We start from the raw sequence: 11,107 nt of genomic DNA, 5'->3' as shown, positions 1-11,107 counted from the left end.
GGCATTGAAACCCGCCTGCAGCGCGTCGTGCTGCCAGGGCATGGGCGTGCGGCAACCGTCACGGCCCTTGAACTCGGGCCAGAAGGTCTTGCCGTAAGGGTCCTGCAGCAGCTCGAACGGAATGTCCGCCTCGGGCAGGCCCAACTCCTCGCCCTGGTAGGTGCAGACGCTGCCGCGCAGCGTGAACAGCAGGGCCTGCAGCGTGCGGGTGAGCACCGGGTCGGGTTGATTGGCGGGCGCCCAGCGCGAGGCCACGCGCGGCACGTCGTGGTTGGACAGCGCCCAGCAGCCCCAGCCACCGGTGCGCGCCAGCGCCAGTTCCAGGCTTTCGACCTGCTCTCGGATCTGCTTGGCCGAGACATACGGCGTCAGCAGCGCGAAGCTGTAGGCCATGTGCAGGCGTTTGCCGGCCTCGGTGTAGTCGGCCATGATGGGCTGCGGGTGGTCGTCGCCCACCTCGCCGATGCTGACCGCACCGGTGCCGTCCAGCACCTGGCGCACGCGCTGCAGGAAGGCCAGGTTCTCGGGCTGGGTCTTGTCGTGCAGATGGCGCTGCATGGCATACGGGTTGTCCGGCCGCACCGTCGTCACGCTCTGCTGTTCCTTGGCATCGGCTGGCGGGTTGTCGCGCAGCGAGCGGTCGTAGAACTGGTGGTTGCAGGCGTCGAAGCGGAAACCGTCCACGCCGCGCTCGCACCAGAAGCGCACGTCGCCCAGCAAGGCGTCCTGCACCTCGGGGTTGTGGTGGTTCAGGTCGGGCTGTGCAGTCAGGAAGCTGTGCAGGTAATACTGGCGGCGCCGGCTGTCCCACTGCCAGGCCGGGCCGCCAAAGACGCTGAGCCAGTTGTTCGGCGGGCTGCCATCGGGCTTGGCTTCGGCCCACACGTACCAGTCGGCCTTGGGGTTGTCGCGGCTGCTGCGGCTTTCCTTGAACCAGGCGTGCTGCTCGGAGGTGTGCGAGAGCACCTGGTCGATGATGATGCGCAGGCCCAGCGCATGGGCCTTGGCCAGCAGCGCATCGAAGTCGGCCAGCGTGCCGAAGATCGGGTCCACCTCGCGGTAGTCGGCCACGTCGTAGCCGAAGTCGGCCATGGGCGACTTGAAGAAGGGCGAGATCCAGATCGCGTCCGCCCCCAGCTCGGCCACATGTTCCAGCCGGGCAGTGATGCCGGGCAAATCGCCAATGCCGTCGTTGTTGGCATCAGCGAAACTGCGCGGGTAGATCTGGTAGATGACGGCACCGCGCCACCAGTCCGGGTCCGGCCGGCGGCCGTCTGCAGTCCGAGGGGAAAGGTCTGGGCTGATCACGGTCATGCAGTCGTTTCCTCGCATCGATTTCTCGTTTTCCCTATCTTGCCCTGAAATCGGCCCGTACCCAACCTGGCTTGCAAGCCGCTTCGCAAGAGGCTTTGCGCATGCCCCATGCGGCATGCACACTGGCACCGGCCTTGCAGACAACCCTCACCCGGCCGGCCTTCGCCGCCGCAGGAACACCGCATGGAACTGACGCCCCGCGAAAAAGACAAGCTGCTGATCTTCACCGCCTCGCTGCTGGCCGAACGCCGGCTGGCGCGCGGCCTGAAGCTCAACTATCCGGAAGCAGTGGCCCTGATCAGCGCCGCCATCATGGAAGGCGCCCGTGACGGCAAGACCGTCGCCCAGCTGATGAGCGAGGGCAAGACCGTGCTCACCCGCGCCCAGGTCATGGAAGGCGTGGCGGAGATGATCCCGGAGATCCAGGTCGAAGCCACTTTCCCCGACGGCACCAAGCTGGTGACCGTGCACCAACCGATTGCCTGACAGGAGCCACCATGCTGTTGCCCTCCCCGTTTTGCCGCGCCCTGAACCTGGGCGCTTCGCTGGCCCTGGCCGCCCTGCCGCTGGCCGCCTCCGCGCACCCGGGCCACACCGGTGGCCACCACGGCATCGAAGCCGCCTTCGTGGCGGCCACGCTGGTGCTGTACGGCGCCAACGTGCTGCTGCGCCGCAAGCTGCGCGCGCGCCAGGCCTCGGCGCCAAGGTCCGCCCGATGATTCCCGGCGAACTCTTCACCGACGAAGGTGACCTGCCGCTGAACCCCGGCCGCCGCACGCTGACGCTGGTCGTCGAAAACGCCAGCGACCGGCCGGTGCAGGTCGGCTCGCACTACCACTTTGCCGAGACCAACGCCGGCCTGAGTTTCGACCGCGAGGCCGCGCGCGGCATGCGGCTGAACATTGCCAGCGGCACTGCCGTGCGCTTCGAGCCGGGCCAGCAGCGCACGGTCGAACTGGTGGACCTGAGCGGCAGCCGCACCGTCTACGGCTTCCGCGGCCTGGTGCAAGGAAAACTTTGATGGCCACGATTGGAAAACGCGCCTACGCCGAAATGTTCGGCCCCACGACGGGCGACCGGCTGCGGCTGGCCGACACCGGGCTGATCCTCGAAGTTGAACAAGACTTCACGCTGAAGGCCGGCGGCTACGGCGAAGAGGTGAAGTTCGGCGGCGGCAAGACCATCCGCGACGGCATGGGCCAGAGCCAGGTGCCCAACGGCCCCGGCGCACACGAGGCGGTGGACCTGGTCATCACCAACGCGGTGATCCTGGACCACTGGGGCATCGTCAAGGCCGACATCGGCATCCGCGGCCAGCGCATCGCCGCCATCGGCAAGGCCGGCAACCCGGACGTGCAGCCGGGCGTGGACATCGTCATCGGCCCGGGCACCGAGGTGATTGCCGGTGAGGGCATGATCGTCACGGCCGGCGGCATCGACAGCCACATCCACTTCATCTGCCCGCAGCAAATTGAAGAAGCGCTGTCCAGCGGCGTGACCACCATGCTGGGCGGCGGCACCGGCCCGGCCACCGGCACCTTCGCCACCACCTGCACGCCCGGACCGGAGAACCTGCGACGCATGCTGCAGGCGGCCGACGCCTTCCCGATGAACCTCGGCTTCCTCGGCAAGGGCAATGCCTCGCAGCCGGCGGCGCTGCGCCAGCAGATCGAGGCCGGTGCCATCGGCCTGAAGCTGCACGAGGACTGGGGCACCACGCCCGCGGCCATCGACTGCTGCCTGTCGGTCGCCGACGAAACCGACACCCAGGTCTCGATCCACAGCGACACGCTGAACGAATCCGGCTTCGTCGAGGACACGATTGCCGCGACCAAGGGCCGCAGCCTCTGCGCCTTCCACACCGAAGGCGCCGGCGGCGGCCATGCGCCGGACATCCTGCGCGTGGTCGGCGAGGCCAACTTCCTGCCCAGTTCCACCAACCCGACCATGCCCTACACCGTCAACACGGTGGACGAACACGTCGACATGCTGATGGTCTGCCACCACCTGGACGCGTCCATCGCCGAGGACCTGGCCTTCGCCGAAAGCCGCATCCGCCGCGAGACGATTGCCGCCGAGGACATGCTGCACGACCTGGGCGCGATCAGCATGATGAGCTCGGACAGCCAGGCCATGGGCCGCGTTGGCGAGGTCATCATCCGCACCTGGCAGACGGCGCACAAGATGAAGGCCCAGCTCGGCAAGCTGGCCGGCGACCCGGAGCGCCACGACAACGGCCGCCTCAAGCGATACGTGGCCAAGTACACGATCAACCCGGCGCTGGCCAACGGCATTGCCCACGAGGTCGGCTCGATCGAGGTCGGCAAGTGGGCCGACCTGGTGTTCTGGCGCCCGGCCTTCTTCGGCGTCAAGCCCAGCCTGATCCTCAAGGGCGGCTTCATCGCGATGGCCGCGATGGGCGACCCCAGCGCCAGCATCCCCACGCCACAGCCGGTGCACTACCGCCCGATGTTCGGCGCCTTCGGCGGCGCGCTGGCCCGCGGCTCGCTCACCTTCGTTAGCCAGGCGGGCCTGGCCAACAGCATCGGCGACGCCTTCGGCCTGAAGAAGCAGCTCGCCGCGGTGCGCGGCTGCCGCACCGTGAGAAAGACCGACATGGTGCACAACAGCTACCTGCCGACCATGGAGATCGACGCGCAGACCTACCACGTGCGCGCCGACGGCCAGCTGCTAACCTGCGAACCGGCGACAGTGCTGCCGATGGCCCAAAGGTACTTCTTGTTCTGAACCTGCGCATCCAGGCGTAACTTCAGCAAGTTCCGGCAACGGCGCGGGAGCGCCGTTGCACGGATCCACGGCAGCCGGCTCACCGACGTCGCGAGGCGCACCCGTCGCGCCTTTTCTCAGCACGCAAGGCCTCGTCACCTGTGAAGGGGACAGGTGACCGTTGTTTCCAGGCCGTGTCCCATCAGGGCGATCCCTTAGCGCCATGCGTGGTCAACGCCTGGGACAGCGCCATCTCCTCGTAGGACATGGCTTGAGGCACCTCAGGTCACTGACGACTTAGGGGTTTGACACATCCTTGTCGCACTCCGAGCATCCGTCCGCTCGCCAATCCGGGCGGGCATGGACGACATGGCAGCACGCGTTACCGCGCGTGAACCCATACCTGTTGGGAGCAATGATGAGTTCGATGAGTTTCAGATGGGCCCATGGTCAGTTGATGACCGCCCTGGCCGCCTCAGGCCTTTTGCTGGCCACCAGCGCAATGGCCGCGATCCCCGGCAACACGCCGACGGACGTCGCACGTGCGCTCGGCACGCTGCCATCGGTCGATGTGATCCAGGCCAGCTCTGACGGACTGCCGCTGTTCCTGCGAGGCGACCTCGGTCACGCCCCGCGGCTGGACGCGACGGACCTTGCCGCCACCCAGCAGGCCATGCGCCCCGCGCTGGTCCCGGCGCTGGCCGCCCTGCGCCTGCGCCCGGCCGAGCTGCAGCTGCGCAAGGTCAACGTGGACCCCAACGGCAACCAGCACTTGCGCTACAACCAGACCCACCGCGGCCTGGACGTGATCGGCGGTGACCTGGTCGTGCACATTGACGGCAAGGGCAAGATCTTCGCGATCAACGGCACGGCCCGCGGCGACATCGCGGCCACGCTGGGCGCCAAGAACGTCGGCGAAAGCGCAGTGCATCCCGCAATCGCGGCCGATGCGCGCTTCGCCGGCATGGCCACCACGCCACCGCGCAAGGTGTTCCTGCTGACGCCCGAAGGCCGCTTCCACATGGCCTACGAGACGGTGGTGACCGGCACGCGCGGGCAGGACCCGGTGCGCGACAAGGTCTACGTCGATGTCGACAGCGGTGCCATCGTCGCGGTGCATCCGCAGATCCACTTCGCCGAGAACCGCAAGATCTACAGCGCCAACAACGGCACCAGCACCCCCGGCACGCTGAAGCGTTCCGAAGGCCAGGCGGCCACCAGCGACACCGACGTGAACGCCGCCTACGACGGCACCGGCGCCACCTACGAAGCCTACAAGGCCTTCTGGAACCGCGACTCCTACAACAACGCCGGCGCCGCGCTGATCAGTTCGGTGCACTACAGCACCAACTACTGCAATGCCTACTGGGACGGCACGCAGATGGTTTACGGCGACGGCAACTCCAGCCAAGGTTGCCTGCCGCTGGCGCGCGCCGTGGACGTGACCGGCCACGAACTGACCCACGCCGTGACCGAAAACGAGTCCGGGCTGGTTTATTCGGGTGAATCGGGCGGCCTGAACGAGGCCATGTCCGACATCTTCGGTGCCTTCACCGAGGCCTATGTCGACGGCGGCAAGACCGGCACGCTGACCGTCTCGGCCGACACCTGGAAGGTCGGCGAAGACATCCTGCCGCCTGCGTTGCGCTACATGAGCGACCCGGCGGCCGATGGCTCGTCCAAGGACTTCTGGGTCAGCGGCGTGGGCAATGTGGACGTGCATTACAGCTCGGGCATTGCCAACCTGGCGTTCTACCTGCTCTCGCAGGGTGGCACCCATCCCCGCGGCAAGTCCACGATCAACGTGACCGGCATCGGCATGGCCAAGGCCATCCGGGTCTTCTACGAAGCCAACGTCAACATCCTGACCTCCAACGCCAACTTCCTGGCAGCCGGCAACGCGACCAAACAAGCCGCGATCAACCTCGGCTTGACCGCGGCTGAGCAGGTCTCGGTGGCCGATGCCTGGAATGCCGTAGGCGTGGCGGTGACCGGTGGCACCGGCGGTGGCGGTGGTGGCGGCGGTGGCACGGACATCGTGCTGACCAACGGCACCGCGGTCACCGGCATCAGCGGAGCGGCCAGCTCGCAGGCGTTCTACAAGATCGTCGTGCCGAGTGGGCAAACCTCGCTGACCATCGCCATCTCGGGTGGCACCGGTGACGTGGACCTCTACACCAAGCTGGGCGCCCGCCCGACGCTGTCGACCTACGACTGCCGTCCGTACAAGACCGGCAACGCCGAAACCTGCACCGTGACCAACCCTGCGGCCGGCACCTACTACGTGCTGCTCAACGGGTATTCGGCCTACAGCGGCGTCTCGCTGACGGCCACTTACTCCACGACGGGTGGCGGCGGCGGTGGTGATCCGTTGCTGACCAATGGCCAGGCCATCACGATCTCCGGGGCCACCAGCAGCGCGCAATACTGGCGCATCACAGTCCCGGCCGGCAAGACGCTGACGATCACCACCTCGGGTGGCACGGGCGACGCAGACCTCTACACCCGCTTCGGGTCACGGCCGACCACCACCACGTACTCGTGCCGGCCTTACCTGAGCGGCAACAACGAGACCTGCACCACCACCAGCACCTCGGCAGGTGACTACTACATCATGGTGCGCGGCTACTCAGCCTTCTCGGGCGTCAGCCTGAAGGCAAGTTACTGACGCGAGGACGGGCAGCGGCCAGGCGGCTGCTGCTTGTCAACTCCCACACACACGGCCGCCCCCAACGGGGCGGCCGTTTTCATTGGCGAACTGCATCTGATGGCGTGGCGCGACCGCGCCTGTCAACGAGGAGCGGCCGTATGATTTGCCGCAGCCACGGCACTAGAAAATGACACAACCCAAACCGCTGAGCGTCGATTGCGACCGACACGGCCGAAAAATCTCCGCCGTGGTGTGCTGTCACATGATTGGACCGAATGCCAGACCAGTAGGCTTCATCGAAAACAAGTCTGAGCCCAACGACCGCCAAGCTTGGTGCTATGCCTGCGAAGAGAAATTTGAGGAAGAGGGCGAGATGACCCAAGCATTCCATGAATTCAACAACATGCGCTTGGTGTGCATCGCCTGCTATGCAGAGATTCGCTCCCGCCACACGCTGCCAAGCCAATGACAGCAACGAAAGCTCAGACCCATGCGGGTGTTTTTGGACGACGAGCGCAAGACACCCGATGGTTGGACCAGGGTGTACTGGCCTGACGAAGCCATCGCGCTGTTGCAGACCGGCAATGTTCGGGAGATCAGCCTCGACCACGACCTCGGCGACGATGAACGAGGCACCGGTTACGACGTGATCCTGTGGATCGAACAGGCGGTTGCATTGCAAGGCTTCGTGCCACCCAGGATCCACGTGCATTCCGCCAACTCGTCCGCCCGCGAGAAGATGCTGCTCGGCATTGCGGCGATTGAACGACTGGCCAAGGTGGCCTGACAACCACCATCAAACCTTGGCAGACCGATGCAGATCGACCACCCCACCGAAGTCGACGCCCAGGGCATCGCTACGGCCCACGTGCGTTCATGGCAGCCCGCCTATGCGGCCATCCTGCCTCCTGCCTTCCTGGCCGAACTCTCCATCGAGCAGCGCAGCGAACGCTGGCGCGGCATCCTCGCGCGCCAGGACTCGAACACGCGGGTGATGCGCGACGAGGCGGGCCAGGTGCTCGGCTTCGTCAGCCATGGGCCTTGCCGCGACGAAGGTTCGCCGCCCACGCGCGGCGAGATCTGGGCGCTGTATGCGTTGCCCAGCGCCTGGGGCCAGGGCGTGGGCCGTGCGCTGCTCCAGCGTGCGCTCTCGGAGCTGCTGGCCCAAGGCCGCGACTCGGTATCGCTCTGGGTGCTCAGCGGCAACCAACGCGGCATCCGCTTCTACCGCGCCGCCGGCTTCGCCGAAGTGCCGGGGAGCGCCAAACTGCTGGAACTGGGCGGCCGGATGGTGGAAGAAGTGCAGATGCTGCGGCCCTTGTTCGGCGAAGCCTGAGCCTGGTGGCAAGCACTCGACACCAGCTGGCGCTGCCTCAAGACGCCCCGCGAGGACCGCGGCTGTGCCAGCATCGGTCCTGACCTCATGCCGCCCACCGCACCCGGAGCCTCGCCATGCCCGCTGCCACCACCGCCCGCCCGCTGCACGAATCCTGGCTGTTCCGGATGGCGGCGCCTGAGCTCTCGATGCTGGAGAACCTGGCGGCCGAGGCGGACTGGCGGCCGGCGACGGTGCCGGGCACGGTGTACCAGGACCTGATTGCGCAGGGGGCGATTCCGGATCCGTACTTCGGCACGCAGGAGGTCGAAGTGCAGTGGGTGGCGGAGAAGGACTGGTGCTACCGCTGCGACTTCGAGGTGGATGCCGCGGCGCTGGCCGTGCAGGTGGACCTGGTGCTGGACGGGCTGGACACGTTTGCCACCGTCTATCTGAACGGGCAGCGCGTGCTGGTGAGCGACAACATGTTCGTTCCGGCGCGCATCGAGGTGCGTGGCCTGCTGAAGCCGGGCACGAACCGACTGGGGCTGTATTTCGAATCGGCCCAGCGACGCGGGCGCGAGCGCGAGGCGGCGCTGGGGCGGCGCAACCTGTGGAATGGTGAATCCAGCCGGCTGCATGTGCGCAAGGCCCAGTACCACTACGGCTGGGACTGGGGCCCTGTGCTGTTGACGGCCGGGCCGTGGCAGCCGGTCAAGCTCGAAGCCTACGAGACCCGGCTGCAAGAGGTGGACAGCACCGTGCACCTGGCGACGGACCTCGGCCATGCGCGGGTAGACCTGCGCTGCGAACTGGCGGGAACGCAGGACGCGGCGCTGGCGTTGCACCACCGTCTCCTCGACCCGCAAGGCAAGCTCGTGGCCGAAGCTTCGGTGCCCGCCGGCACCGAGGCCAGCCTGCATGTGGACGCGCCGGAACTCTGGTGGCCCAACGGCCAGGGCGCGCAGCCGCTGTACACGCTGGTCACAACGCTGCAGGCCGGCGAGCAGGTGCTGGACAGGCACAACCGCCGGATCGGCCTGCGCACACTGCGGCTGGTGCAGGAGCCGGTGGCGGGCGAAAAAGGCAGCTCTTTCTGCTTCGAGGTCAACGGCCGGCAGGTCTTCATGGGCGGCGCCAACTGGATTCCCGACGACAACCTGCTCAACCGCATCACGCCCGAACGCTACCGGCTGCGCGTGCGGCAAGCGGCCGAGGCAAACATGAACATGTTGCGTGTCTGGGGCGGCGGCATCTACGAGGACGACGCGTTCTACGCCGCTTGCGACGAACTCGGCCTGCTGGTCTGGCAGGACTTCCTGTTCGCCTGCGGCATCTACCCGGCCAACCCCGAGTTCCTGCGCAGCGTGGAGGCCGAGGCCGCTGCCGCAGTCAAGCGCCTGCGCCACCACGCCTGCCTGGCGCTCTGGTGCGGCAACAACGAGGACTACGCGATTGCCGAGTCCATGGGGCTGTACGGCAAGGGCAAGGACATGGTCCGCTTCGAGGCCCGCGCCATCTACGAGCAGTTGCTGCCCGAGCTCTGCGCCCGGCTGGACCCGCAGCGCCCCTACTGGCCCGGCAGCCCCTACAGCCCCAGCGCCAACGACACGCTGACCTCCGACAACCCCACGGTGGGCGACCGCCACAGCTGGGAAATCTGGCACGGCGCGATGCTGCCGTACCAGCGCTATCACACGGTGCAGGCGCGCTTCGTCAGCGAGTTCGGCATGCAGTCGCATCCGTCGCTGGACCTGCTGCAGCAAGCCATCCCCGAAGCCGAGCAATTCCCGCTCAGCCGCACCATGGCCGCGCACAACAAAGCCGGCCTGCCGCTGCAGGATGGCCACCGGCGGCTGGCGGTGTATGTGGCCGACACGCTGAATGCCGGACCCACGCTGGCCGATGCGGTCTATGCCACCCAGTTCGTGCAGGCCGAGGCCATGCGCTACGCCTTCCAGGACTTCCGCCACCGCTGGCTGGGCGCTGGCCGGCGGGCGGTGGGCGGCGCGCTGGTCTGGCAGCTCAACGACTGCTGGCCGGTGACCAGCTGGGCCATCATCGATTCGCTTGGCACGCTGAAACCTGCATGGCATGCGATCCGCCGCGCACTGGCGCCGCTGGCCATCGCGGTCCGGCAGGTCGACGGCGAAGCTCGTTGCTGGATCTCGTCAGCGCTTGCGGCGACCCGCTGCGAAGTCCGCCTGCAATGCCATGCGCTGGCCGGGGTCAGCAGTGAAGTGCAGACGGCTGAACTAATGGCGCCATCCAACGGCAGCACCGACCTGAATTTCCCTCTGGACCTGGCCGCGCCGGCCGTCGTCGAAGCCAGCCTGTGGGTGGACGGCGAATGCATCGCCCGCGACTGCGCCTGGCCCGAACCGTTCCGCTTCCACCCGCTGGGCGACTGCGGCTTGCAGGTAGCACGCCACGCGGGCGGCCTGACGCTGCGCACCGAACGCCCGGCCAAGGGCATCTGGCTGGCCGCGCCCGGCGTCAACTTCTCCGACAACTTCATCGACCTGATGCCGGGCGACGTGCGCAGCATCGCCGTCACCGGCCCCGACCTGCCCATCCAGGTCACGGCACTGGACCAGACACCTTTCGAGGCCTGAGGGTCTCTGAGGCGCTCAGCCCGCGGTGGTTTTCCGGTTTCTCGACCATGGCCACCACGACCGTGATCCGGGCAGGTAGGCCTTCGAAGCGCGCAGGCTCAGCTGCACCCGGGTGCCCAGGCCGACAGCGCTTTCGATGTCGAGTTGGCCGCCCAGGTGGCGGGCGCGTTCGTACAAGCCCACCAGTCCGAAGTGGCCACGGTCCCGGGCTTGCTTGGCCCAGGCGGGCAGGCCATCCGGGCTCGGGGTGAGGTCAGAAGGAGACACGTCCATGCCAATGCCGTCGTCGACCACGAACAAGGCCAGCGCCTGCGGACCGTAGCGCACGGTCAATCGTATTTCGCCGGCCTGAGCGTGGCGCAAGGCGTTCTGCGCGGCCTCCAGGCCGAGCCGGAAAGCCTCCTGCCAGACAGCCGGCGCCAGCGCGCGCGCATTGCCGATGCACTCCCCGCGCACGCCGGGGCGATGGCCGGCACCGCGCATCGC

At 67.3% G+C, this 11,107-nt stretch carries 11 protein-coding genes; 9 read left to right on the top strand and 2 right to left on the bottom strand.

The features are described from left to right. Positions 1-1,314 (bottom strand): alpha-amylase family glycosyl hydrolase (locus FKP22_RS10535; RefSeq protein WP_141287451.1); only part of this gene is annotated, 1,314 nt, incomplete at its 3' end. 183 nt (positions 1,315-1,497) lie between these two features. Here FKP22_RS10535 and ureA point away from each other — a divergent pair. The 9 genes from ureA to FKP22_RS10490 all read left to right on the top strand — a co-directional run bounded on the left by ureA (position 1,498) and on the right by FKP22_RS10490 (position 10,621). Next, positions 1,498-1,800: an urease subunit gamma gene (gene ureA / locus FKP22_RS10530; RefSeq protein WP_141287450.1), complete on the top strand. Its 303-nt coding sequence runs from the start codon at positions 1,498-1,500 to the stop codon at positions 1,798-1,800. A gap of 11 nt (positions 1,801-1,811) precedes the next feature. Then, the gene (locus FKP22_RS10525; protein WP_141287449.1) at positions 1,812-2,033 is read left to right on the top strand and encodes a hypothetical protein; all 222 of its coding nucleotides are present in this window, start codon (positions 1,812-1,814) and stop codon (positions 2,031-2,033) included. Continuing rightward, a complete protein-coding gene (locus FKP22_RS10520) occupies positions 2,030-2,335 on the top strand; it encodes an urease subunit beta (RefSeq protein WP_141287448.1) in 306 nt (101 codons plus the stop codon). The genes FKP22_RS10525 and FKP22_RS10520 overlap by 4 nt, the downstream gene beginning before the upstream one ends. Continuing rightward, positions 2,335-4,062, top strand: a complete 1,728-nt coding sequence (gene ureC, locus FKP22_RS10515) for an urease subunit alpha (RefSeq protein WP_141287447.1) — start codon at positions 2,335-2,337, stop codon at positions 4,060-4,062. The genes FKP22_RS10520 and ureC overlap by 1 nt, the downstream gene beginning before the upstream one ends. Before the next feature lie 406 nt (positions 4,063-4,468). After that, on the top strand, positions 4,469-6,709 hold the full coding sequence (locus tag FKP22_RS10510; RefSeq protein WP_170200840.1) for a M4 family metallopeptidase: 2,241 nt from the start codon (positions 4,469-4,471) through the stop codon (positions 6,707-6,709). Between the two features lie 169 nt (positions 6,710-6,878). Beyond that, positions 6,879-7,160, top strand: coding sequence for a hypothetical protein (locus tag FKP22_RS10505; protein WP_141287445.1), 282 nt, complete (start codon positions 6,879-6,881; stop codon positions 7,158-7,160). Between the two features lie 21 nt (positions 7,161-7,181). Further along, on the top strand, positions 7,182-7,478 hold the full coding sequence (locus tag FKP22_RS10500; protein WP_141287444.1) for a cyclic-phosphate processing receiver domain-containing protein: 297 nt from the start codon (positions 7,182-7,184) through the stop codon (positions 7,476-7,478). A gap of 27 nt (positions 7,479-7,505) precedes the next feature. Further along, positions 7,506-8,027 carry a GNAT family N-acetyltransferase gene (locus FKP22_RS10495; protein WP_141287443.1) on the top strand — a complete coding sequence of 174 codons (522 nt, stop codon included), beginning with the start codon at positions 7,506-7,508 and terminating at the stop codon, positions 8,025-8,027. Positions 8,028-8,143: 116 nt separating this feature from the next. Further along, on the top strand, positions 8,144-10,621 hold the full coding sequence (locus FKP22_RS10490; protein ID WP_141287442.1) for a glycoside hydrolase family 2 protein: 2,478 nt from the start codon (positions 8,144-8,146) through the stop codon (positions 10,619-10,621). Positions 10,622-10,636: 15 nt separating this feature from the next. On the opposite strand, the gene FKP22_RS10485 is transcribed toward FKP22_RS10490, so the two are convergent. Continuing rightward, the coding region (locus tag FKP22_RS10485) for a sensor histidine kinase (RefSeq protein ID WP_233446832.1) at positions 10,637-11,107 on the bottom strand (471 nt) is incomplete at its 5' end.

The sequence above is a fragment of the Ideonella azotifigens genome, from assembly GCF_006519715.1.
GTDB classification, from domain to species: Bacteria; Pseudomonadota; Gammaproteobacteria; order Burkholderiales; family Burkholderiaceae_C; genus Ideonella; species Ideonella azotifigens.
Note: the sequence above shows the minus strand (reverse complement) of the source record. Positions and strands in the feature narration are given on the sequence as shown.

Bases quoted from the DNA above. Each gene is read 5' to 3' on its own strand.
- ureA (WP_141287450.1), top strand. From the start codon at position 1,498: ATGGAACTGACGCCCCGCGAAAAAGACAAGCTGCTGATCTTCACCGCC.
- FKP22_RS10525 (WP_141287449.1), top strand. From the start codon at position 1,812: ATGCTGTTGCCCTCCCCGTTTTGCCGCGCCCTGAACCTGGGCGCTTCG.
- FKP22_RS10520 (WP_141287448.1), top strand. From the start codon at position 2,030: ATGATTCCCGGCGAACTCTTCACCGACGAAGGTGACCTGCCGCTGAAC.
- ureC (WP_141287447.1), top strand. From the start codon at position 2,335: ATGGCCACGATTGGAAAACGCGCCTACGCCGAAATGTTCGGCCCCACG.
- FKP22_RS10510 (WP_170200840.1), top strand. From the start codon at position 4,469: ATGAGTTTCAGATGGGCCCATGGTCAGTTGATGACCGCCCTGGCCGCC.
- FKP22_RS10505 (WP_141287445.1), top strand. From the start codon at position 6,879: ATGACACAACCCAAACCGCTGAGCGTCGATTGCGACCGACACGGCCGA.
- FKP22_RS10500 (WP_141287444.1), top strand. From the start codon at position 7,182: ATGCGGGTGTTTTTGGACGACGAGCGCAAGACACCCGATGGTTGGACC.
- FKP22_RS10495 (WP_141287443.1), top strand. From the start codon at position 7,506: ATGCAGATCGACCACCCCACCGAAGTCGACGCCCAGGGCATCGCTACG.
- FKP22_RS10490 (WP_141287442.1), top strand. From the start codon at position 8,144: ATGCCCGCTGCCACCACCGCCCGCCCGCTGCACGAATCCTGGCTGTTC.